The organism is Pacificimonas aurantium (assembly GCF_020092905.1).
In the GTDB taxonomy this organism is placed as follows: Bacteria; Pseudomonadota; Alphaproteobacteria; order Sphingomonadales; family Sphingomonadaceae; genus Pacificimonas; species Pacificimonas aurantium.
Genome location: NZ_JAGSGB010000003.1, coordinates 202,581 through 224,807 on the forward strand (window position 1 = coordinate 202,581; position 22,227 = coordinate 224,807).

Annotated in this window: 25 protein-coding genes and 1 riboswitch; of the genes, 8 read left to right on the plus strand and 17 right to left on the minus strand. The window is 64.9% G+C overall.

The window, feature by feature from the left end; genetic code table 11:
- Window positions 1-6: 6 nt before the first annotated feature.
- Window positions 7-795, minus strand: coding sequence for a DUF72 domain-containing protein (locus KCN53_RS14070; RefSeq protein ID WP_088713594.1), 789 nt, complete (start codon window positions 793-795; stop codon window positions 7-9).
- Window positions 792-1,121 (minus strand): antibiotic biosynthesis monooxygenase family protein, encoded by a 330-nt coding sequence (locus tag KCN53_RS14075; RefSeq protein WP_088713593.1) that lies wholly within the window; start codon window positions 1,119-1,121, stop codon window positions 792-794. The genes KCN53_RS14070 and KCN53_RS14075 overlap by 4 nt, the downstream gene beginning before the upstream one ends.
- Before the next feature lie 93 nt (window positions 1,122-1,214).
- Here KCN53_RS14075 and KCN53_RS14080 point away from each other — a divergent pair, with 93 nt between their 5' ends.
- Both KCN53_RS14080 and KCN53_RS14085 read left to right on the plus strand, forming a co-directional pair.
- Window positions 1,215-1,820 (plus strand): pyroglutamyl-peptidase I family protein, encoded by a 606-nt coding sequence (locus tag KCN53_RS14080; protein ID WP_172406322.1) that lies wholly within the window; start codon window positions 1,215-1,217, stop codon window positions 1,818-1,820.
- A gap of 56 nt (window positions 1,821-1,876) precedes the next feature.
- On the plus strand, window positions 1,877-2,332 hold the full coding sequence (locus KCN53_RS14085; protein WP_088713591.1) for a hypothetical protein: 456 nt from the start codon (window positions 1,877-1,879) through the stop codon (window positions 2,330-2,332).
- Here KCN53_RS14085 and KCN53_RS14090 read toward each other — a convergent pair.
- On the minus strand, window positions 2,329-3,006 hold the full coding sequence (locus tag KCN53_RS14090) for a hypothetical protein (protein WP_088713590.1): 678 nt from the start codon (window positions 3,004-3,006) through the stop codon (window positions 2,329-2,331). The genes KCN53_RS14085 and KCN53_RS14090 overlap by 4 nt on opposite strands.
- Before the next feature lie 189 nt (window positions 3,007-3,195).
- On the opposite strand from KCN53_RS14090, the gene KCN53_RS14095 reads away from it, so the two are divergent.
- Window positions 3,196-4,674: a S41 family peptidase gene (locus KCN53_RS14095; RefSeq protein WP_088713589.1), complete on the plus strand. Its 1,479-nt coding sequence runs from the start codon at window positions 3,196-3,198 to the stop codon at window positions 4,672-4,674.
- 107 nt (window positions 4,675-4,781) lie between these two features.
- Window positions 4,782-5,480: a glutathione S-transferase gene (locus KCN53_RS14100; protein ID WP_088713588.1), complete on the plus strand. Its 699-nt coding sequence runs from the start codon at window positions 4,782-4,784 to the stop codon at window positions 5,478-5,480.
- Between the two features lie 124 nt (window positions 5,481-5,604).
- On the opposite strand, the gene KCN53_RS14105 is transcribed toward KCN53_RS14100, so the two are convergent.
- Entirely contained in the window at window positions 5,605-5,997 is a 393-nt protein-coding gene (locus KCN53_RS14105) for a hypothetical protein (RefSeq protein WP_088713587.1), read from the minus strand.
- On the minus strand, window positions 5,994-6,452 hold the full coding sequence (locus tag KCN53_RS14110) for a PaaI family thioesterase (protein ID WP_172406321.1): 459 nt from the start codon (window positions 6,450-6,452) through the stop codon (window positions 5,994-5,996). Before KCN53_RS14110 ends, KCN53_RS14105 begins: the two co-directional genes overlap by 4 nt.
- A 180-nt stretch (window positions 6,453-6,632) precedes the next feature.
- On the opposite strand from KCN53_RS14110, the gene KCN53_RS14115 reads away from it, so the two are divergent.
- A complete protein-coding gene (locus KCN53_RS14115) occupies window positions 6,633-7,022 on the plus strand; it encodes a hypothetical protein (protein ID WP_088713585.1) in 390 nt (129 codons plus the stop codon).
- Between the two features lie 98 nt (window positions 7,023-7,120).
- Complete coding sequence (locus tag KCN53_RS14120) at window positions 7,121-8,359, plus strand: GGDEF domain-containing protein (protein ID WP_172406320.1); 1,239 nt, start codon at window positions 7,121-7,123, stop codon at window positions 8,357-8,359.
- A gap of 116 nt (window positions 8,360-8,475) precedes the next feature.
- On the opposite strand, the gene KCN53_RS14125 is transcribed toward KCN53_RS14120, so the two are convergent.
- The 12 genes from KCN53_RS14125 to KCN53_RS14180 all read right to left on the minus strand — a co-directional run bounded on the left by KCN53_RS14125 (window position 8,476) and on the right by KCN53_RS14180 (window position 19,348).
- Window positions 8,476-9,480, minus strand: a complete 1,005-nt coding sequence (locus tag KCN53_RS14125; protein WP_143712282.1) for a terminase small subunit-like protein — start codon at window positions 9,478-9,480, stop codon at window positions 8,476-8,478.
- Between the two features lie 340 nt (window positions 9,481-9,820).
- A complete protein-coding gene (locus KCN53_RS14130; RefSeq protein WP_143712281.1) occupies window positions 9,821-10,783 on the minus strand; it encodes a hypothetical protein in 963 nt (320 codons plus the stop codon).
- 6 nt (window positions 10,784-10,789) lie between these two features.
- The gene (locus tag KCN53_RS14135; protein ID WP_207790655.1) at window positions 10,790-11,794 is read right to left on the minus strand and encodes a DGQHR domain-containing protein; all 1,005 of its coding nucleotides are present in this window, start codon (window positions 11,792-11,794) and stop codon (window positions 10,790-10,792) included.
- 84 nt (window positions 11,795-11,878) lie between these two features.
- A complete protein-coding gene (locus KCN53_RS14140) occupies window positions 11,879-12,274 on the minus strand; it encodes an EthD domain-containing protein (RefSeq protein ID WP_088713581.1) in 396 nt (131 codons plus the stop codon).
- An 82-nt stretch (window positions 12,275-12,356) separates the two neighbouring features.
- Complete coding sequence (locus KCN53_RS14145; protein ID WP_224199750.1) at window positions 12,357-12,713, minus strand: hypothetical protein; 357 nt, start codon at window positions 12,711-12,713, stop codon at window positions 12,357-12,359.
- 66 nt (window positions 12,714-12,779) lie between these two features.
- Window positions 12,780-13,181, minus strand: coding sequence for a nuclear transport factor 2 family protein (locus tag KCN53_RS14150; RefSeq protein ID WP_172406319.1), 402 nt, complete (start codon window positions 13,179-13,181; stop codon window positions 12,780-12,782).
- A gap of 13 nt (window positions 13,182-13,194) precedes the next feature.
- Window positions 13,195-15,087, minus strand: coding sequence for a phosphomethylpyrimidine synthase ThiC (gene thiC / locus KCN53_RS14155; RefSeq protein ID WP_088713579.1), 1,893 nt, complete (start codon window positions 15,085-15,087; stop codon window positions 13,195-13,197).
- A gap of 45 nt (window positions 15,088-15,132) precedes the next feature.
- Window positions 15,133-15,248: riboswitch (TPP riboswitch) on the minus strand.
- 114 nt (window positions 15,249-15,362) lie between these two features.
- Window positions 15,363-16,880, minus strand: coding sequence for a flavin-containing monooxygenase (locus KCN53_RS14160; RefSeq protein WP_088713578.1), 1,518 nt, complete (start codon window positions 16,878-16,880; stop codon window positions 15,363-15,365).
- A 196-nt stretch (window positions 16,881-17,076) separates the two neighbouring features.
- Window positions 17,077-17,685 carry a hypothetical protein gene (locus tag KCN53_RS14165; protein ID WP_088713577.1) on the minus strand — a complete coding sequence of 203 codons (609 nt, stop codon included), beginning with the start codon at window positions 17,683-17,685 and terminating at the stop codon, window positions 17,077-17,079.
- A gap of 120 nt (window positions 17,686-17,805) precedes the next feature.
- Window positions 17,806-18,240 carry a DUF2141 domain-containing protein gene (locus tag KCN53_RS14170; RefSeq protein WP_088713576.1) on the minus strand — a complete coding sequence of 145 codons (435 nt, stop codon included), beginning with the start codon at window positions 18,238-18,240 and terminating at the stop codon, window positions 17,806-17,808.
- Window positions 18,188-19,027: a sterol desaturase family protein gene (locus tag KCN53_RS14175; RefSeq protein WP_088713575.1), complete on the minus strand. Its 840-nt coding sequence runs from the start codon at window positions 19,025-19,027 to the stop codon at window positions 18,188-18,190. Before KCN53_RS14175 ends, KCN53_RS14170 begins: the two co-directional genes overlap by 53 nt.
- A 3-nt stretch (window positions 19,028-19,030) precedes the next feature.
- Window positions 19,031-19,348: a hypothetical protein gene (locus KCN53_RS14180; RefSeq protein WP_088713574.1), complete on the minus strand. Its 318-nt coding sequence runs from the start codon at window positions 19,346-19,348 to the stop codon at window positions 19,031-19,033.
- Window positions 19,349-19,449: 101 nt separating this feature from the next.
- Here KCN53_RS14180 and crtY point away from each other — a divergent pair, with 101 nt between their 5' ends.
- The gene (gene crtY / locus KCN53_RS14185; RefSeq protein ID WP_088713573.1) at window positions 19,450-20,643 is read left to right on the plus strand and encodes a lycopene beta-cyclase CrtY; all 1,194 of its coding nucleotides are present in this window, start codon (window positions 19,450-19,452) and stop codon (window positions 20,641-20,643) included.
- A 2-nt stretch (window positions 20,644-20,645) separates the two neighbouring features.
- A complete protein-coding gene (locus KCN53_RS14190) occupies window positions 20,646-22,124 on the plus strand; it encodes a phytoene desaturase (RefSeq protein WP_088713751.1) in 1,479 nt (492 codons plus the stop codon).
- The last annotated feature ends 103 nt before the right edge of the window (window positions 22,125-22,227 follow it).

The window sequence follows — 22,227 nt, forward strand, 5'->3', positions numbered from 1 at the left end:
GCTCTCTCAGCAGCGTGATATCAGCGCCTGCGCAGCGGCAGGATTTCGGAGCTTTGCCGCGCCGATGAAGAACAGGAAAACGTCTCGCCCGTCAGCCGCCGGTTCGCGCGGCTTAACATAGTCGAGGCCGTCGGGGGCGTGGCCCCCGGCCCAGCTGTCGACGCGCCGCACCCATTCGTCCAGCGCCCCCTCTGTATAACCGGCGTCGAGACCTTCTTCGGCGCGCATGACGCGCACATAGGCGAAGTCGGCGGTCAGGTCGGCGATCTGCGGATAGTCCGGATGGTCGGCGATGACGATCGCGGCACCGCGACCGCGCATCAGGTCGACGAACTCGGCGCAGGCGAAGCTCTCATGGCGCGCCTCGACCGCGTGCCGCAGCTTCAGGCCGTCGACCTCGTCCGGTAGCAAATCCAGAAAGGCGGCGATCTCGTCCCGGTCGAAGTGTTTGGTGGGCGCGAGCTGCCAGTTGATCGGCCCCAGCGTCGGACCGAGTTCGGCAATCCCCTGGCGGCAGAAATTTTCGGCGGCCTCGCCAGCTTCGGCGAGGTTCTTGCGGTTGGTGGCGTAACGGGACGCCTTCAGCGCATAGCGGAATCCTTCGGCCGGCGCCGCGCCGCGCCACTTTTCGAAGGTCTCGGGCTTCTGGCGGCGATAGAAGGTGCCATTGACCTCTATGCCCGACAGCTGCTTTGCGGCGTAGTTCAGCTCGTCCTTCTGCCGCAGGTCGCCGGGGTAAAAGGTCCCACGCCACGGCGCGAAGGTCCAGCCGCCAATGCCGATATGGACGCTCATCGCCCTGCGTCGCCGTCGCGGTCGAGCAGGTCGTCGGTGACCTCCATCAGCAGCAACGGCTCGTCCGCCGCCTCGGCGATCGCATCGACGAAGGCCGCGCGGGTGTCCGGGTCGTCATAGACCATCTTCTGGTCGAACGCGGCCCGCCACGTGTCTTCGTCCGGCCATTCCGCGACACCGATGAAGCGCTCCTGCTTGTCGCGATGAAGGCGCGAGCCGAGGCTGCCATATCTCTCCTGGATCAGCTCGGTGCCGCGCCTCCAGGCGGTCCGGAACTGCTCCTCCTTGCCGGGGTGCACTCTCCACCAATAGGCTGCGACGAACATAGGGCCTCCGTTTTCGAACCGGGTTTGCCGAAACAACGGCGGCGCCCACTCCGTTCATGACGCGTGAGCGCTTCTCTACGACCCCGAACCCGCGTGACGGTAACCGCGTTCCGCGACTTCCTGCATGTTCGCGGCAATCCGTCCGAGGCGCTGCTGACCGCGCTGCAAATGCAGACCCCGGAAGCGAATGAGGGATGGGCATTCAGGCTGCTCGATACCGTCTATGCCGACGTCGAAGCGAACCTTCTGGCGGTCCTGTCGGACCCGCCCGACCTGCTGCTGATGACCGGCTACAGCGCACAGGCACGCGGCCTGAAGCTGGAAACCGGAGCGAGCGACCTGATGTCGCCGAAATTCGCCGATGCGGCAGGTCATGTTCCGGGACCGGCGGCGGGCACCGGAACCCGCATCGAGAACGAACGCATAGACTTCGCTGCCTTGCGAGCGCGGCTGGGCGAGGCCGGGGTCGCGCACCACGCGTCGGGCGATGCGGGGGAGTTCGTCTGCAACCATCTCTACTATCGCGCCCTTCGGCTGATCGCGCGCCAGGACGCTGCCACGACGGCGCTGTTCGTCCATGTACCCGCCATTGCCGGAACGACGCTGGAAGAAAGCAGCGCCAGTGCCATGACGCTGGAGGAGATGGTGCGTGGCGTGCGGGCGGTGGCCGCCGCGCTCTCTACCGCGAGTGCGATGTAGCGCGACTGGACGGTCGATATCTGCTATAGGCCTCCCGCCAAAATGGGGAGGATCATATGGCAACCGTGAATGAAGACCTGGCCGGCCCGCCGCCTACGGCGCGGCCGTGGCACCTGCTGTTCGTCGGTATCGTTTCGCTGCTGTGGAACGCTTTCGGCGCATTCGACTATGTCATGACGCAGCTTCGAAACGAGGCCTATATGAGCGGCTTTCCCGAGGAACAGCTGGCCTATTTCTACGGCATGCCGGTATGGGCCGACATCGGCTGGGCACTGGGCGTCTGGGGCGCGGTTGCCGGGTCCGTCTTGCTGCTGTTGAAGAGCCGCTGGGCGCTTGCCGCCTTCCTGCTGTCTCTGGCCGGGCTGCTGGTGTCGGCGCTGCACCAGATCGTCAATCCACCGCCTGCAAGCCTGTCGGGCGGCATGATGTGGTTTGCGGCGCTGATCTGGGCCTTCACTCTGTTCCTGATCTGGTACTCCGCCGCCATGCGGAAGCGCGGCGTCCTGCGCTAGGAGCAGCCCTCCACATAGCCGAGAGACGGGTCGATGCCGGCATGGAGTTCGCCGACCCGTCCGTCGGGGCCGATCTCGAAACGCAGGCCGGTGTCGCTGCCGTCGGGCCGCCAGAACAGGTCCTTCGCTGGGGGCGGGGCATATTTGTGCGGGCTTTCTTCCAATTTCGGATAGGCCGCGCGCACCGCCTGCTCGCTGGAGCCTACCTGGACGCCGCGCAGGCTGTGTACGTCCTCGGCGTCGGGCGAATATGCCGTGATCCGGGTGACCACCGGTGTGCGGGCGCCGGCCAGTCGCTCTACCATTAGCGCGACCCCCGGCGACGCCGTCGAGGTCCAGGTCCGGCAAGCATCGGTATAATTGCCATTGTCGGCAAAGCCCCAGTCTCGCGCGGCGCCGCCTGGTGGTTCGCCGATGCGGATGCCCTTCCAGCCGCGCAGCGTCAGTGCGCTCTCTACGTCGATGCCCGGCGCCGGCTCTTCGCGGTAGCCCGTTTCGGGCGCGGCGGGCGTGACGCCCCCGGCGGGCGGTTCGGAAGGCCGGGCGGACGAGGCATTCCCCGCCACCTCGGAGTCCGAGCCGGCGGGATCCTCCGTGGGGGCTTCGTCGGCGCCCCGGCAGCCTGCGATCAGGAGGAAAACGGCGCTGTAGGCGGCAAGCTTGCGGGGTTTCATGACGTGAAGAACGAGCGGCCGCGGGCTCGGTTGCGGTCGGGCTGCACGATGAGCGGCCCCGCGACGAGCTGCGGATTCCACGCGACGGGACGCGGCAGAAGGAGCGGCTTGCGCGGGAAGCTGTCGTTGACAGGCTGCGCGCGCATTCCGACATTGCCGCTACAGTTTCTGCGTATTCGGGGGAAGTTCATGGGGTTGCGGACATCCGCGAGCCTGGTCGGCATTGCCGTCCTGGCACTCGTTTCATGCGGCGGCGATGGATCGTCGCCCAACATCGTCAGTGCTCCGGGCAGCGAAACACCAACGCCCACTCCTACGCCGACGCCCACACCACCCACGGGCGGAACCTGCTCCCTGTCCTCGCGCCAGGCCTGGGTGCTTGAGGAGCTGCGCGAATGGTATCTGTTCCCGGAGCTTCTGAACGAAAGCGCCGATCCGGCGGACTACGCCACGCTGGAAACCTATATCGATGCCCTGACCGCGCCGGCGCGCGCGGCCTCGCGCGACCGCGGCTTCACCTATCTGACCTCGATCGAGCAAGAAAACGCCTATTATGCCTCCGGCGAGACCGCAGGCTTTGGCATGCGCGTCGACTTTTCGCGCTCCGACGCCATCGTCATCACGGACGCGTTCGAGGGAGCGCCCGCCTTTGAAGCAGGCATAGACCGGGGCACGCTGATCACCGCCATCGGAAGGAGCTCGTCGAGCTTGCGGCAGGTGTCGGATATTATCGCAGATCAGGGCATTGCCGGCGTCTACGATGCTCTCGGCCCTTCGACCCCCGGAACGACACGCTATTTCCGGCTGGACAATTCCCAGCGCCTCGCTGGCGGCGCGGCGGGGGAGGTCGTCGCGGTGACCAAGCAGAATTACGAGATTCCTCCGGTTTCGCCGCGCTTCGGCAGCGAGATCCTGACCGCCGCCGACGGGTCGCGCTTTGGCTATGTGCATCTGCGCACCTTCATCGATACGGCGGAGGCACCGCTGCTGGAGGCGTTCGCGGAGTTCGAGGAACAGGGCATCGACCGGGTGGCCGTGGATGTCCGCAGCAATGGCGGTGGGCTCGTCGCGGTCGGAGAGCTGTTCGGCGACCTTCTGGGGGGCGGCAAGGCGGGCGAGGTCTTCACGCGCATCACGTTCCGGCCCTCCAAGTCCTCGAGCAACGAAGTGCGCCGCTTCCTGCCGCTGATGCAGTCCATCGAACCGACGCGCATCGCCTTCCTCGGAAATGAACGCACGGCGTCTGCCAGCGAAATGGTCGCGAATGCGATGCCGCCCTATCTCGGGGCCGACAGCGCACTGATCGGCGCGAACACCTATGGCAAACCGGTGGGCCAGATCGCCGTCGACCGCGCCGATTGCGACGACCGGCTGCGTATTGTTGCCTTCCAGGTGGAAAATGCGGATGCGGAGGGCGAGTATTTCGAGGGGCTGGCGGAAACCATGCCCGTCTTCTGCCCCATCGGCGAGAACCCCTTTGCGCCGCTCGGATCAACTCAGGAGCCGCTGATCGCCGAGGCGGGCCGGTTCCTGTCGGGCGGTCAGGCAGCCTGTACCGGGTCGCTTGCCGCTGCGGCCAGGGCCCCGCAATCGCTGACGCTCAATCCGCCTGCGGTCCTGCCACCCGATGCGACGGCGGCGCAGCGCGAGATGCCGGGCTTGTTCTAGCAAAGGGTATTGCGGCAGCGACGATTAGCCCTTCCCAAGACCGCTGCCGAAACTCCGCCGTCGCCGCCCCGTTGGGGGGGAGGGCAATCGGCGGAGACTTCGAGTTCATGACTTACGACTTCTGGTACTGGCCCGGCATTCCCGGTCGCGGTGAGTTTGCACGTATCGCCCTGGAGGCGGGCGGAATTCCCTATCGCGAGCGCGGGCGCGACGAAGGTGCCGATGTCTGGGCCAAGCGCGACAGCTATGACGCGACGCCGCCCTACGCCCCGCCCTGGCTCGATACCGGAGAGCTGGTAATCGCGCAGACGGCGAACATCTGTCTGTTTCTGGGTGATGAGCATGGCCTCGCGCCCGACGGGCGAAAAGGCCGGCTGTGGACCCACCAGCTGATGCTGACGATCATGGACGTCACTGCCGAGGCGCACGATACGCATCATCCGATCGCAAGCAGCGCCTATTATGACGAGCAGAAGGATGCGGCGGCGCGGCGGGCCGAACAGTTTCGCAAGGAGCGCATTCCGAAATTCCTGGTTCACTTTCAGAAGGCACTGGGTACCGACCTTTTGTTCGGCGGAGTGACGTGGAGCTATGCCGATACGGGCTTCTATGTCCTGATGAGCGGGCTGTGCCATGCCTTCCCGAAAAGGATGGCGGCGCTGGAAGATGAGTTCCGGCCCCTGTTCGCACACCGCGACCGGATCGCGAAGCTACCGGAATTGCAGGATTATTTCAAAAGCGAACGCTGCCTGCCCTTTGGGGAGGGCATCTTTCGTCATTACCCTGAACTGGACGGAGCGGACTGAATGACGCCAGACGGACGGACCGGCCGAGGGGGTCAGGGAAGGCCGGCCCGCCCGAATGGCGGACGCCGAAGCACGCGTCGCAATTCTGGATAGGCGCCTTTTCCTCGTCCCGCCGTGACCCGGGTCACACCGTTCGTTTTTTCCTCGCTCGGCTGAGAAGGAAGGCCAGGAACGCTAGCCCGAACAGCGCGTCTCCGGCGATGATCGCGCTTGTGCCTGGCGGCGCGCGTCCGGCCAGTATCTCAGGCAGGATGAGGGCGACGATCCCCGCCTTTCCCGCGACCGCCGGCCACAGCGCAGGGCCGAGACGGGCGGGCTGCCAGGCTATGAGCGCATAGAGAAGCCCGAAACAGGCCACGAGCAGGCTGGTGGTGCGCGCCATCAGCTCGGCATCCGGCGCGGCGATCCCCGGAATGCCAATGACAAGATTATAGGCAGCGGCAGCGGCCAGCATCCACCGCCAGCCAGAAGCGACCCGGTCCGCGGCCAAGCCTGCTTGTTCGTTCCTGCCGGTCATGCAGCGCGGTTTCCGTCGGTCGGCGGCCAGTTCTTCGACAGCAGCTTCACCGTCACGCGCGCGCCGCACACTTCGGTACCGTCGGTATCGAGGATGGGGAATTCGGCGACATAGCCAGCCGACCCCTTGCGTTCGAGGTCGGCGCCCAGCGCGGCCAGCTGCTCGTCCGAAAGGGCATAGTCTGCCGTGACGTCGCTGGTCGCCGGCCGCTTGAAGTCGACATAGAGGTCCTTGATGATCGGAAAGTGCCTGTCGGGATCGCAGAGGGTGATGCCCGGGGTCGCGGCCACTGCCTCTGCCAGGACTGTGTAGGCGCCCATGTAAAGAACGCCGACATGATTTTCGTTGCCCGCCAGGGGCATGAGCAGCTTTGCGCGCCCTCCCTCGGCAGCGAGCGTGCGCATGCCGGTCCGCTCAACGAAGGGCACGCGGTATTTCGGCTGCTGTTCGGTCATGGCTGGCATCTCCCCCCGCAGATTGCAGTGCGGTGGGACCATAGACCGCTCGCACCGCCGCGCACCTGTCGGAGGGGGGAGGGCGCCGCCAAGCCATTTCGCTTGACGGGAGCCCTGTATTATCTAACCAACACAGCGATCATCCCGACCGGTCCCCCGCCGCCATCTATGGAGCACCAAGTGAACGACGAACTTGCCACCATCCTGATCACCTTCGGCGCGGGCACGTTCATCGTTCACGGCCTGTACGGCGTCATTACGGCCTGGCAGCGCGAGCGGACGCTGCGCGCGGCGCTGAAGGAGGGCGGCGGCGCGGTTCCCGCGCTGCTCGACCGGCCGGACCTGCCGTCGGGCGCGCGGCTGATGCTGTCCGGCGCGCTGCTGACCGCGCTGGCGGCGGCCTTTGCCGGCGCCCGCGCCTGGAACGGCCAGACCTATGACGAGGCGGCGCCGCTGCTGCTGTTCGCGCTGCTGCCGGGCCTCGTCTATCTGGGCGCGGGCTGGTGGGCCGTGCGCCGCAAGGCGAAGCTGGCCCGCCAGCGGGACGAGGGCACCGCCGCCGCCAAATAGACTTCGCGCCCGGAACGATGTAATCGCGGGGGAGCGAGGAGTTGCGCGCCCGGGTCCCCGGCCGGTGGGGCAGGGCGCCGTTTATGGGAGGGGTGCCCATGCCCACAGCCGAGAGCATCACCGGAACCGACCGGACGCCAGCCGACCGGACGCCAGCTGGACGAAAGGCAGCCGCACGAACGACAGCCGCACGCCCGCCGATCCCGGACCGGCTGAGTGCGCCCTTTCGCGCCCCCTTTCGCACCGACGTGCCGCCCGCCATCGCCGACGAGCTGGCGCTGCGGCAAAGCGAGCGGCTGTACGCCTTCCTCCCGCTCCTGTGCATCTTGGTCGCGGCCAATTCGCTGGTCATGGCCTATGCCATCATGGGCGACCTCCCCTGGTGGCAGCAGGCCGCGCCGCCCGTCATCCTGACCTGCACCTGCCTGACCGTCCTTGTCCTCAGCCGCGTCCGCCCGCGCCCGAAGACGGCGGAGGCGGCGCGGCGCCAGCACAGGACCGCGGCGTGGATCGCCGGCGGCCTCGGCCTCGTCTCGGCGGCGTGGTGCATCAACGCCTTCAGCGAGACCGAAGAATATTACTGCATGACCGCGCCGGTCTTTACCGGAATTGCCGCGATCATCGCGTCCACCTGCCTTCTGAGCGTCCCGCGCGCGGCGATCGCGGGCATGGTCTGTGCGCTGCTGCCGGTGACGGCGATGCTGCTGACATATGAATATGCCTCGCTGCGGGCGATGGCGCTGATGCTGATGCTGCTGACGCTGATGCAGGCGGGCGTCGTGATGGGGAAGTTCCGCGAGACGGTGGCCGCGCTGATGCTCGAGACGCGGCTGGACCGGCTGGCCAAGGCCGACGCGCTGACCGGCCTGGACAACCGGCTGGCGTTCGAGGCGAAGGCCGAGGCCGAACTGGAGCGCGGCGCTGCGCTGCGGCTGGTGCTGGCCGACCTCGACGGGTTCAAGCTGGTCAACGACACGCACGGCCACCAGGCGGGCGACGCGGTGCTGATCATGCTGGCCGCGCGCATGCGCGCCGCGGCGCCCGGGGCCCTGTCGATCGCGCGCATCGGCGGCGACGAATTCGCGCTGCTCCTCCCCGCCGGGGACGCCCCGCGGGCGGAGGCGGAGATCGCCGCACTGTCCGCCGCCATCCGCCCGCCCGTCGTGCATGAGGGCAGACGCCTGCATGTCGGCGCGAGCTTCGGCGCGGCCTCTTCGCCCGAAGACGGGCAAACGGTCGCGAAGCTGCTCCACGCCGCCGATATGCGGCTTTACGAGCGCAAGCCCGGCTCACGCGGGGAGGCCCGCGCCCCGCTGCGGCACGCCGCGCTCGCCTGACCCCGACAGCGACGGCGGGTTTCGGCGCGGCGAGTTCCGGTGCCTGCCCGCACGAAGGTCACGCGGCCGGGCCGAAGGTCACACGCACGCCCTTTCTCCCCGGAAAGTCACGAAGGTCACACTCGCTCCCCGTGCGGGCGGGGGTGCGGGCGCGCATGTGAGCGCGCATGCGGGCGGGAGCGCGCGCGGGCGATCCCGCGCATGAGGCCGTTGAGCAGCCCGGCAAAGCGGCCGGCACGGCGTTTGCGATACTCACCGCCGAGGGGCTCTCTCACCAGATCGCCGTAGCGCACGGGGTCGTGATATCTCAGCAGCCACATGGCGAGCCGGTTGTCGTGGCGGCGGCGCACCGTCTGGCTGCCGTCGGGATGGTAGGTGACGTCCTCCTGCCCCTCGAGCGCGCGGTCCCACAGCCGGTCGGAGAGAAGGAGCGCGGCCTGGTCGAGCGCGGCCTCCCACGCCTCGGCAAAGCCCTGTGCGTCGGTGCGGCGGCGCAGCCGGTATGCGGTCGAGGGCGAGCGGTGGACACGCTGGCACGCCGCGCGCACCGAGCCGGTTTCGGCCAGCGCCTCGAGGAAGGCGCGCTGCACCTGCGGCGACCAGCCATCGGCGCGCGGGGCGGTGCGCACGGGGGTGAAGTCGGCGACCGCCCGCAGCCGCCGCGCGCGCCTGTCGCGCCGCTGCCGCTCGCCAGGCTGGCGAGTCCGCTGCGGGCTGCCCTGCCCGGGAGCGTCGGGAGAGGAGGCGTCGTCGCCGTTCCCGTCATCCTCCCCGCCAGCCTCCCAGTCCTCCCCCCAGTCCTCCTGCTCGTCTTCGTCGTCGACCGTGTCGTCGTCACCTATGTCGGCGTCATCCGTGTGGGCGGTATGGGGGGCGCCTTCGCGGGCCTGCGCGTGCGGATCGAACCGGGCGGAGTCGTTGGCATCGTCAGGAGTGTGGCCGCCCGGCGCGGCGTAACCCGGGTCCGGCCTCAGCCAGAAGGGCAGATCGGGCATGCCGGGCGGGATGTCGGCATCATGGAGGTCGGGATCGGGAACGTGCGGATCGGGCATATGCGGGTCGGGGATTTCTGGCCCGGACACTTCCGGCCCAACCTCGGGACGGGGGAGGTGATCGGTCATATGGGCTCCATCGCTGCAAAGAGGAGCCGCCGTCAGTAGACACGGATTTTCCAATTAGGAAAGCGAAGGTTTCGGAAGCGATTCGATAGTTTGCAGAGTCTTCAGCTTTTGCTGCGACGGTTGCGCCGACTCGAACCAGTTACCGGAGCCGGTCATGTCCGGAGATTCCGCTTCATTGATCGCCCTGGCCGTGGGCCTTGCGGTGTTCATGGGGCTATGGAACCTGTTGCTCCCGAAACGGCGGCGCCGGCGGCGCAAGGCTGGCGCGTCGGGCCGCGCAGCATGGCGGCCCCGTGTCGTTGCAAAGGCGACGCCTCTTTTTCGGCCGCTCTGGAAAATGTTAACCGAGCGCGACCGTGCTGTTTGTTGCTAGTAAGCGTCGCCATTTCTGGCCAAAGGCGCCGCCGACGGTAGAGCGACTCGCGATGAAGTCCCCGAACTCTTTATTCAGACACGATAGAAAGTTAGTTACACTAACGAAATCTTCGATCGACCTTGACGCACTACCTCGATCGAAACGAAAAGAGGTTGGTGAACGTACTTGGATTCTGTCGACAACGTCCTTTTTACTGCCGCGTCTTGTTTCGGGAAACCAAACGTTGTGTTTGTGCTGGTAATTTAGCTCATTTCGTATCTTCGCTAACCAAGAGCTCGTTCCCAATCCCCCAACAAGGATTTTTTGAGATAATAAACGAATACCTTTCACGTATATATCAGAGTCAGGATCACCAGACTTTTTAGCATCACTCGATGCCTCGGAAAGTAGTTGACAAAAGTCCCGCCAAAAACCGTCGTGAACCCCAGATGCTGAAACCGATGGACGAAGCATCATGAAGCCGTTGTCAAACTCATCAACAAAGATTTTATACATTGCCGTGCCCGTCTCCAATTGCCCGGAAACGTCATAAGTATCCATGACGGCGTTTACGTGAGCAGACAATCTTTGATTTACAAAAAATGATCCAAAGCCTTGACTTCTAATAATGGCATGTGCCGAATAAAAAGCGGAATAGTAGCTGGTTAACAATTGCCAACTAGTTGAAGGAAAAGGGGCTTCTTGCAATTCAATGCAATTAAGAAGACTTTGAAGCGAAGAAAACGAAAATCTTTCAAAATCAAAATTTACGTAAGGTATTATTTGTGGCAATGACGATAACTTTAAAACGATCCCCGTTTCTTGTGCGGCGGCTTCGGGCTCGTATGCGGCAGTTAGAAGATATTGCTGAATTCCGCCTTCTCTGCTCTTTTCCCGACCAAGCAAAGATAAAGCACCAGCCTGCAGGCTTGGAATCAGATCGATCATCGATGATTAAAGAGTAAGCTTGCTTGATAAGCGGGACTCGAGATAATCTCGAAGATTAGACCAACTGGTGCCCGGCTTTTCCAACCGATTTATCTGCATGTTCATAAAAACGGGAGAGATTATTTCTTGGAAGTTTTTAGGAGAATAATTATTACCATGCTTGTCGACCACGCGTTGTGCGACAGATCGGAAGAGTGCCATAAACGCTCTAAATACTACTGGTCTATGAAGTAAAGGTTGATCCGTCTTTTTTGAGATCTCCGCTGAAATGGACTTCAAGTATGAATTTAATATATTGAAAATCTCCAGAGCAGTCTTACTGCCAAAGAGAGGAAGGAGGGGTTTTACCGCATGATTAAAGGTAACCCTAGTAAGCTTAGTTTTGGACGCTTCGGCTGGTGATAGGTATCCTTTTAGTACACTTTTACTAGAGTTATCAAAATGGTCAAATATATCTCGAAGTATCTGTTCAGAATCGCTTTCTATATCCGCGAGTCTCTTTATGTCTAGTAGTAGTTGTGACGGAACCGGCTTTTGTTTTGTATTTATATCTATGAATAGGCGCGTTTCGTCGCGTCTAGAGAGTCCATTGTAGATCACAACAGGGATACGGAGAGATGTTTTAGCAAGAGAAAAGCCATATACACGATGCTGGCCGTCAAGTATCAGGAAGGCACCGGCTACATTTGTAAATTCTAAGGTCTTGCCGCGACCAACGATCTTCAAGTCAGCTTTCTGCTGAGCGGAGAGTACAATCGAGTTGGGAATAGTGCCCACGTCCTCGTCGATATAATGGGCAATTTCTTTCGCGCGATTTTCATCTAGCTCTCTCTGAAAACCCTTTATTGGATTTTCTTTTCTGCTTGTAACAACGCAAGTAGCAGCAAGAACCTCGCTCGGCATAGTGAGGGTATAAAATTGATGTTTTCCCTGCGTGACAAGGGAAACGCTAAACCGCAGTCGATCAGAATTGTCTAAATCAGCGGTCCCGGGTTTGGGTGGCTTGGACAATGTAGCTTCCCTTGATTTCTCTTGAAGTGAAGCTAATCGAGATTTTGTTTATCGTAAACCTACATCTGCGATTCAGGTGGCCCTCTACTTTTCTCTACTCTCCTCGCCCTCCGCCACCACATGCTCCCGCGCCATGATCATCCGCGAGCGGGTGAAGTCGATGAAGTTGGCCTCGTCTTCGGCGAGGAGGGCGGCGTGGCGCTGCGCCTCCGGCGTCGGGTCCCGGCCCGGCGCGGCCTCCTCGATCCAGAGTTCGGCGATGCCGTCATAGTCCTCGCCGTCCCCCGACGGGATGCCGCGCGAGGCCGCGGTGGCCGCGGCCAGCGGATGATCGACAGTGTGGCTTTGCACGTACCGGTGAATGCCGAGATGCGGCGCGGCGGCGGCAACCAGCGGCGCGTGGGTGCCGCGCCAATAGTCCTGGAATTCTTCGCGCGTCATCGAGGGGAGCCGGTGAAGGCAGTAGCTGAGCTTTAGCATGATGGCCCGAGCGTAACGCGCACGGGCGGACGGCGAGAGTGGCGAAATCGGGAGGACGCGCGCGGCGTGTCGGCGCGTCCGTTCAGCCGCGTTCGTCGAGCGTACGCCGCATCTCGCGCGCCTGCAGGTGCAGCGCCTGGCCGGACAGGCGGATCTCGCGGCTTTGCTGGAAGAAGCCGAGGACGAGCCACAGGAAGGCCAGCGGGCTGGAGACGCCGCCGAGAAAATCGCCCAGCTCGTTCAGCTTGAGGTCGGCGGGGTTCTGGCCCTGCACGATCAGGTAGACGACGAGGCCGAAGACGTAGAGCGCCGACAGGACGAGGCCGATGCGCGGCAGGTGGCGCCTCTGCCGGTCGCCGGCGTCGAGCGCCCGTTCGAGCTCGGCCCCTTTCGGGTCCGCACGGTTCGGGTCCGCACGGGTCGGATCGGGGGTTTGCATGCAGGCGGGCTCCCTGGTTCGTGTGTGGCGGCCGTGCCCTGAAGCGGCGTTGGGCGCTTGCCTGCCCTACCGCCCCAGCGCTCGGTCGGCGAGGATGGTGTCGAGATATTCGCGCACCTCGACGATCCTGCCGCCCGCCATGCGGAACACGAAGCAATAGTCGTTGTCGTAGCGCCCGCCCTCCACTGTCTCGGCATCGCCGCGCGCCAGCACCACGACATGATCGCCGTCCGCCAGGATCAGTTCGGGGATGTTGCGATAGGGACCGGAGATGCGCGCGAGCAGCGGGCCGACGAGCTTCCGCTCGACATCGGCAAGGCCGCGCTCATGCTTCGACCAGGCGCTGGAGCCCATAACGCGCCATTCGATATCCTCGGCGAAGAGGGGCAGGAAGTCGGACGGGTCGCCGCGTTCCAGCCCCGCAAAGGCCTTTGCGATGAGCGCGCGGTTGGTTTCGGTGGCGGTCATGCGGGGGGCGTGCTCACTCCTCGGCGCGGACATAGAGGCGGCCGCCCTCCTCTCGGTATTTCTCGCTCATCTCCTCCATGCCCTCGCGCGCCTGCCGCGCCTGTTCGGGGCTGGTTTCGCGGCGGATATTCTCGCTGGCGAGATAGCTGTCGGTATTCTGCTTCGCGGCGAACTCGCGCACTTCCTGCGTGATCTTCATCGAGCAGAATTTGGGCCCGCACATCGAGCAGAAGTGCGCGGTCTTCGCGCCCTCCGCCGGCAGGGTCTGGTCGTGGAACTGCTCCGCCGTCTCGGGGTCGAGCGAGAGGTTGAACTGATCGCGCCAGCGGAAGTCGAAGCGCGCGCGGCTGAGTGCGTCGTCGCGCAGCTTCGCCGCGGGGTGCCCCTTGGCAAGGTCGGCGGCATGGGCGGCGATCTTGTAGGTGACGACGCCGGTCTTCACATCGTCGCGGTCGGGAAGGCCCAGATGCTCCTTCGGCGTGACGTAGCAGAGCATCGCGGTGCCGTACCAGCCGATCTGCGCGGCGCCGATGGCGCTGGTGATATGGTCGTAGCCCGGCGCGATGTCGGTGGTGAGCGGCCCGAGCGTGTAGAAGGGCGCCTCGTGACACGCCTCGAGCTGCTTGGTCATATTCTCCTGGATGCGGTGCATGGGAACGTGGCCCGGCCCCTCGATCATCACCTGGCAGTCATGCGCCCACGCGGTCTTGGTCAGCTCGCCCAGCGTGTAGAGTTCGGCGAACTGCGCCTCGTCATTCGCGTCGGCGATCGACCCCGGGCGCAGGCCGTCGCCGAGCGAGAAGGAGACGTCATAGGCCTTGCAGATCTCGCAGATCTCCTCGAACCGCTCGTAGAGGAAGCTCTCCTTGTGATGCGCGAGGCACCATTTCGCCATGATCGAGCCGCCGCGGCTGACGATGCCGGTGACGCGCTTCGCGGTCATCGGGACGTAGGGCAGGCGCACGCCCGCATGGATGGTGAAATAGTCGACGCCCTGCTCGGCCTGCTCGATCAGCGTGTCGCGGAAGATCTCCCATGTCAGGTCCTCGGCGATGCCGCCGACCTTCTCGAGCGCCTGGTAGATGGGGACGGTGCCGATGGGGACGGGCGAATTGCGCATGATCCATTCGCGCGTCGTGTGGATGTCGTCGCCGGTCGAGAGGTCCATCACCGTGTCGGCGCCCCAGCGGATGGCCCAGACCATCTTGTCGACCTCGGCCGCGACGTCGGAGGCGACCGCCGAATTGCCGATATTGGCATTGATCTTCACGAGGAAATTGCGCCCGATCGCCATGGGCTCGAGCTCGGGATGGTTGATGTTCGCCGGGATGATGGCACGCCCGCGCGCCACCTCGTCGCGGACGAATTCGGGGGTGATGAGATCGGGGATTTCGGCGCCGAAGGGCTGGCCGTGGTCGCGGTTCTCGATCAGCCGCTCGCGGCCGAGATTCTCGCGGATGGCGACATATTCCATCTCGGGCGTGACGATGCCGCGGCGGGCATAGTGCATCTGCGTGACGTTTCCGCCGGCCCTGGCCCGCAGCGGGCGCGTCACGACGTTGGGAAAGGTGGGGGCGGCGGAGGCGCGCTTCGAACCGCGCTGGCCGTTATCCTCGGGGCGGACGGCGCGGCCCTCATAGGCCTCCACGTCGCCGCGGGCCGCGATCCAGTCGCCGCGCACCGAGGCGAGGCCCTTCATGATATCGATGTTCGCGTCGGGGTCGGTGTAGGGGCCAGTGGGGTCGTAAACGCGAACGGGCGGTTCGAGGGCGCTTTTTTCCAGCTCGATCTCGCGCACGGGGACGCGCAGGCCGTCATGCAGCGTGCCGGAGAGGTAGAGTTTGCGGCTGGCGGGCAGCGGCCCGGTGGTGACCTGAAGCTCGGTACGCGCGTTGATTTCGGCCATGAAGAAGGTCCTCGTCACTAAGGGGACGTGGACGGCGCTGAAGACGGCCCTCTCAGGCTCCCATCCCTACGCCGGCACGACCCGGGTCAGGTTCGAAGGGCCCCGCCGGCGGCTCCGGCAATCTCAGCCCGCGCGTCGAGCGGGCACCCCTGGGAACGAAATGCTGCGAGAGAGGGTGAGGGCGCCGAGCCGCGCTGTCAATGAGCCGAGTCGGCGCGGGGTGGCGGGGACCCGGAACGGCTGGGCATTCACGAACGCCGAACGGCGGCGAGCCCTCAGGCGGCGCGGCGCGCCTTCGCCCCGTCGCCGGTATAGACGAACTCCTCACCGTCGAGGTCGATGGCGGGGAACTCCTCCTTCTCTTTCCAGTAATCCTGGTTGTGCTGCCATTCGGGCTTGTCGCCGCGCAGCGGAAGCTCGTCCATGCCGCGCATCAGATAGCCCGGATTGAAATTGTCGGAGTCTATCCACGGCAGGAGCTTCATGTCCTTGTCCTCGTCGCGCAGCGCAACTTCGACCCGGTCGGCGCCGCGCTCGTCCATATGGTGGAGGAGGCGCGCGACGAAATCGCCGAGCATGTCGACGCGCAGGGTCCAGCTGGCGCGGAAATAGCCCATGACCCAGATCATGTTGGGAACGCCGGTGAACATCATGCCGCGATAGTTGACGGTTTCGTGCCAGTCGACCTGCTTGCCGTCGACATAGAAGGGGATGCCGCCCATCATCAGGAGGTTAAAGCCCGTCGCGGCGACGACCATGTCGGCCTTCAGCTCCTCGCCGGACGAGGTGACGATGCCGTCCTTCGTGAAATGGTCGATCGTGTCGGTAACGACCGAAGCCTTGCCGGCGCTGACCGCCTGGAAGATGTCGCCGTCGGGGCAATAAGCGAGGCGCTGCTGCCACACGCGGTAGCTGGGCGTGAAGTGCGGTTCGAATTCGAAATCCTCGCCGGCATAGGCGCGTACGGCCTCTTTCAGCTCCTCGAAGACGGCGTCGGGCTCTTCCTTGCAGCGGCGGGTGAGCTCGTCCTGATCGTACATGAGCTGCTGGCGCACGACACGGTGCACGGTGGGCTCATCGACCCCGACCTGGCGCAGGCGGTCGGCCAGTTCATTCTCGTTCGGTGCGCAGTAGAAATAGGTGGGCGAGCGCTGCAGCATCGTCACATGTTCGGCTTTCTCGGCGAACGCCGGGATGACCGTGGCGGCCGTCGCGCCCGAACCGATCACGACGATGCGCTTGCCGCTATAGTCGGTGTCCGGGTCCCAGAGCTGGGCGTGGACGAACTCGCCCTGGTAATCCGCCAGCCCCTTCCAGTCGGGGACGTAGGGTTCTTCATGGTCGTAATAGCCCTGGCACATCCACAGGAAGTTGCAGGTGAAGGTGACAGGTCCATCCTTCGTCTTCGCCTCGACGGTCCAGAGGTTCGTGTCGCGCGAAAAGGAACAGCGGGTGATGTAGTGGCCGTAGCGGATATGCTCGTCGATGCCGTTGTCGGCGATCACCTCGCCCATATATTTGAGGATCTCCTCACCCGAGGCGACCGGTGCGCCGACCCACGGCTTGAAGCGGTAGCCGAAGGTGTAGAGGTCCGAATCGGACCGGACCCCGGGATATTTGTGCGTTTCCCAGGTGCCTCCGAAAGTCTCCTTCGCCTCCAGCACGACATAGCTTTTCTCAGGACACTGGTCCTGCAGGTGATAGGCCGATCCGATACCGGAAATGCCGGCGCCGACAATCAGGACATCTACATGCTGGGTGGTTCCGGCGCTCTGCGCCTGCTGCTGGGTCATGGCTGCTTCCTCCTCTGCCGATACGGCCGGTATTGCGGCCCGGCGATTTGCGGCGATGGTGCGCCGACCGTGCGGGCCCGATCTTGACCGAAATCAAAACCAGTTGCCGACCTATTGGCTTGGGGAGGAGGCGCACGAAACTCCGCCTACCGCTAGTGTCGGCGCCAGCAGTGGGTCGTTCGCAGAGCTGCGTCCGTCAGGCCGACGCATCGCCGCGCGGACCGGCACCGAAGCGGAGGATGAGCGCCAGGAAGAACATGGCCGCCGTCCCGCTGGCGCCGGGCGCCGCCTCGATCGCGGAGCGGCCGAAGGCCATGGCGACGGTGGTGAAAAGGAGCGCGGCGGCACCGGAAATCGCTGCGAGGATGCCGGCAATCCTGGTCAGCCCTGCGCCCTCCCTGGCAGCGGCCGAGCCGATGAGAAGGGCAGCGAGTCCGAACAGGAACTTGCCTGCGTAGAGAATGAAGAAGGCGGCGGCTGCGACGGTCTGCGCGACCGGGGCGAGCGGCTGGCCCCCGCCGAATAGCGGGCCGAACATGGCGATGCCCATGGCGAGCTGGATCACATTGAGAAGTCCCGCACCTGAAATCGCCGCCCAGGCGGCGGCGAAGCGACTGCCGTGCGCCAAGGGACCTGCGGCGAAGGCGACGATCAGGAGGGAGAAGACCGTCTCCGCGCCCCAGATGATGCGGCGATCGATATCGGCGCCCGACGCCGACAGCGCCACATAGACGATCTGCGTCGCGACGAGCGAGACGAGAAGCACGGCGGTCAGCTGGGCCGCGCGTCCGGCAGACATGTCCATCAAAGCTCTCCTACTCGCTCTTCGCCCAGACGTCAGGTTCGAGCGCGGGTACGAAAGGGTTACCGGACAGGAGAGTTGGGTGCGGCGAAATTAGGGGGCAGGGTTGGCGCGCAGGGCGGCCTAGAGATAATATTTGAGCCGGATAGTCTGCGCGGTATCGCCCGCGACGTCGAAGCGGACGCGCCGGAAGGACGGCGGCCCGAAGGGCGCGGAGGCGTCGTTGGAAAAGCCGACGCCCTCTGTCGGCAGGCCGAACAGCGCCTTGTCGAGGCGGCGATTGTCATTCTCGTCATGGATGATCGAGATGCCGTAGCTGCCCGAGTGGAGAGACTCGATGTCCAATTCGACGGTCTCGTCGGCGGCCTTCACCGCGATGCGGCGCGCGTTCACGCCGGGCTTGCATTCGGGAAACCCTTCGGCGCTGTCCCACACACAAAGGCGAAGCGTCCCGCGCGGTGCGCGCAGCCCTTCGACCGTCAGGTGCAGCGTGGCGTCTGCGAGGTCACTCGGCCGGGGCGGGGCCGGGTTCGGACCCGGCGCCGGAGCCAGTCCCATCGCCAACGTCCCCACCGCCAAGGCGGCGGCGGTCCGCACGGCTGCGCGCTTCGCGTTCTTCACGGCCAAAATCCCCCGATACCCCCGTATCCGTTCGCATGAGCCGGTCCCAGAACCGGAAATAGAGCCCGAAATTCGACCCATAGTCCTTGTGGTGCCTGTGGTGATGTGACGCAGTTATCACGATCTTTCCAAACGATCCATGAACAAGGCGCCGTGGGAAAATCTCCCATCCCAGGTGATTGGTCGTGCCGAACAGCGTCATGACGGCCAGAACGACGGCGAGCGCGCCCAGATGGATGGGGATGACGAAGCTGAGCGCAGGGATGAGGAACGCGCCCGAAAGGCTTTCGGTCCAGTGGAAGCTCATCGCCGCCCACGCCGTCGGCGGGCGGCTGTCATGATGAACCTTGTGCATGACCGGGAACAGGCGCCGCGCATGCATGGCCCGGTGCGTCCAGTAGAACCATGTATCGTGCAGGAACAGATAGACGAGGACGGAGAGCGGCAGCCACCAGAGTGGATAGGCGTTGGCGTCGGCATAAATGGCGGTGCCGCCGCTGCGATAGGCCGCCAGAGCAGCAGCGGCAGGCACGGCATAGATAAGGGCGCTGAGAAGCGACCAGCGCCGCTCGCGCCGCTGCTGACGCCGCGACCGTTCGGAGCCGTGAAGGCCCGGACGCCTGCGCGCGGTCAGCCAGGCGAACACGCCCGCCACGGCGAGGTAGCGCAGACCGATCACCAGCGTCAGGAACACCGCCGCGGCAAGGAAGAGAGACAGCTGCACGGGTTACCAGTCGACCGGATTGAATTCCGCGAACATCTCCGCCGCCTCCGGCAGCTCCTTCAGAGGGACATAGTCGCAAACCTGCGCATAGCGGTCCCAGAGGCGCTGGACATCGGGATCTTCGTGGGCGCGGTCGATGCCGCCGTCGCGCCACTCGAAGACCTCCACGAACACATCGCGTCTGGCCTCCATGAGAAGAGGCTTCCGCTCCGTGGCGAGGCCGTGGCGGCGCAGGAAGGGCACATGATCCTCGAGCAGCCCGAGCAGCCTGTCCCGGCAGCCGGGCTTTGCGCGGTAGGCGACGATGACCATGCGGCCCATGGCGAGCGATCCTCCAGCCGCCGCGGCATGCGGCGTTTCGCGCGACTCTAGCCGCGCACCAGCCATTTGTCAGGCGGGACAAACCGGCTAGGCGGGCAGCGATGCACGATTTCGATATCCTTCTCGCCGGCGGCGGCCTTGCGGCCGGTCTGATCGCGCTGCGTCTGGCCGATACGCGCCCCAACCTTAGCGTCGGGATCGTCGAGGGCGGCAGCCCGCTCGGGGGAGACAAGATCTGGTCGAGCTTCGCGACCGACGTGCGCGGGCCGCAGGCGATGTGGACGCGCGAACTGCAGGACCATCGCTGGGAGGGCGGCTACAAGGTCCGCTTTCCCGCCTATGCCCGCGAAGTTTCGACGCCCTATGCGAGTGTGCGCTCGGCATCTCTCGACAGCGCCGTCAGGGCGCGCCTGCCGGCAGAGGCGGTCATGACCGACACGCAGATCGACAAGCTGACGCCGACGCTGGTGCGGCTGGCGGACGGGCGGGTGCTGGAAGCGAGGGCGGTGATCGACTGCCGCGGGCATGAAAGCTCGCGCCACCTGAAGCTGGCCTATCAGAAATTCCTCGGGGTCGAGATCGAGTGCCGCGTGCCGCATGGCCGGACGAAGCCGGTCATCATGGACGCCTCGGTCCCGCAGATCGGCGGCTACCGCTTCGTCTACGTCCTTCCGTTCAGCGAAACGCGCCTGCTGGTCGAGGACACCTATTATGCCGACGGCCCGGAGCTGCACGAAGCCGAGGTCATGGGGCGCATCGACGACTATATCGCGGGCATGGACATCGGCGCGTTCGAGCGGGTGCGCACCGAAAGCGGCATCCTGCCGATCGCGCTGGACGGCGACATCGAAGCCTTCTGGAACGACGAGCCCGCGCCCGTCCCGCGCGCCGGTATGGCGGCGGCGCTGTTCCATCCGGTCACGGGCTATAGCTGGCCCGACGCGGTCGATGTCGCCGATATGGTGAAGTCGCAGCCGCGCCTCGACGCGCGCGCGCTCTACCGTACGCTGCGCGATCACAGCGTCGAGCGCTGGAACGAGCGCGGCTTCTACCGTCTGCTCAACCGCATGATGTTCGAGGCGGCGTCGCCCGCCGAGCGCTACCGCACCCTGCAGCATTTCTACGCACTCGACGAAGGCGTGGTGGAGCGGTTCTATGCGGCGCGGTCGACGGCCGGGGACAAGGCGCGCATCCTGTCGGGCCGGCCCCCGGTGCCGGTCGGCAAGGCGCTCGGTGTGCTGGCAAAGTCGATCCCGAGCATCAGATGGCGGCCGCGCTGGCGGGCGAAAGGATAAACATGGCGAAACTGGCGGTAATCGGGGCGGGGTTCGGCGGCCTTGCCCTTGCCATCCGGCTGCAGACGAATGGGCATGAGGTGACGCTGGTCGAGCGGCGCGAGAAGATCGGCGGCCGCGCCTATGTCTGGGAGCGGGAGGGCTACGTCTTCGACGCCGGGCCGACGGTCATCACCGACCCGCCCTGCCTGGAGGAGCTGTTCGCCGGCGCCGGGCGCAGCATGGCGGACTATGTCGACATGCTGCCCGTCCAGCCCTTCTACCGGCTGTTCTGGGAAGACGGCACGACCTTCGACTATACCAATGACGAGGAGCTGCTGTTCAGCGAGATCGGCAAGCTGAACCCCGCCGATGTCGAAGGCTATGCGAAGTTCCTGGACTATGCCGGGCATGTCTACCGCGAAGGCTATGAGAAGCTGGGGCACGAGGCGTTTCTCGACTTCAAGTCGATGATCTCGGCGGCGCCCGCGCTGATGCGCTACGAAGCGTTCCGCAGCGTCTATGCGATGGTCTCGCGCTATATAAAGGACGAGAAGCTGCGCCAGGCGTTCAGCTTTCACACGCTGCTGGTCGGCGGCAATCCGTACAAGACGAGCGCGATCTATGCCCTCATCCACAAGCTGGAGAAGGAAGGCGGCGTGTGGTTCCCGAAGGGCGGAACCCATGCGCTGGTGCGCGGGCTCGCCAAGCTGTTCGAGGACCTGGGCGGAGAGCTGATCACCGGCAACGGTGCGGAGCGCTTCGAAACCGAAGGCGACCGGGTGAGCGCCGTCATCCTGGAGGACGGCACGCGGCTGCGCGTCGACGGGGTCGGATCGAATGCCGATATCGTCCACACCTATGCCGACCTGCTGAAGGACCACCCGCGCGGGATGAAGGCGGCGCGGGCGCTGGCGAAGCGCAGCTATTCGCCCAGCCTGTTCGTCCTCTATTTCGGCGTCGAGGATCCCTATCCCGACGTGCCGCACCACAGCATCCTGTTCGGCGAGCGCTACAAGGGCCTGCTGGACGAGATCTACGGCGCGAAGGAGCTGCCGGAGGACTTCTCGCTCTACCTGCACCATCCGACGGCCACGGATCCCGACCTGGCGCCGCCGGGCTGCTCGACCTTCTACGTGCTGGCGCCGGTGCCGCATATGGGCAACTTCACCGGCGACTGGGACGAGATGGCGGCACGCTACGGCGACACGATCCTCGCCTATCTGGAAGAGCATCTGCTGCCGGGCCTGAGACAGAAGATCGCCGTGCGGCACCATTTCACGCCGAAGGATTTCAGCCGCGAGCTGAACGCCCATCTGGGCAGCGCCTTCAGCCTGGAGCCGGTGCTGTGGCAGAGCGCCTATTTCCGCGTCCACAACCGCGACGACAAGCTGAAGAACCTGTATTTCTGCGGCGCCGGTACCCATCCGGGTGCGGGCATTCCGGGTGTTGTGGGCAGCGCGAAGGCGACCGCCAAGCTGATGCGCAGCGACTTCGCCTGAGCCGCAGCCGGCGGGCTGCCGGGCCGCGCCGCGGTCTGCCCGCACCGCGCCGGGGCGGATTTGCCCCCTCGCTGAGAGGCGGGCCTCTTGCTAGGGCCGAAGG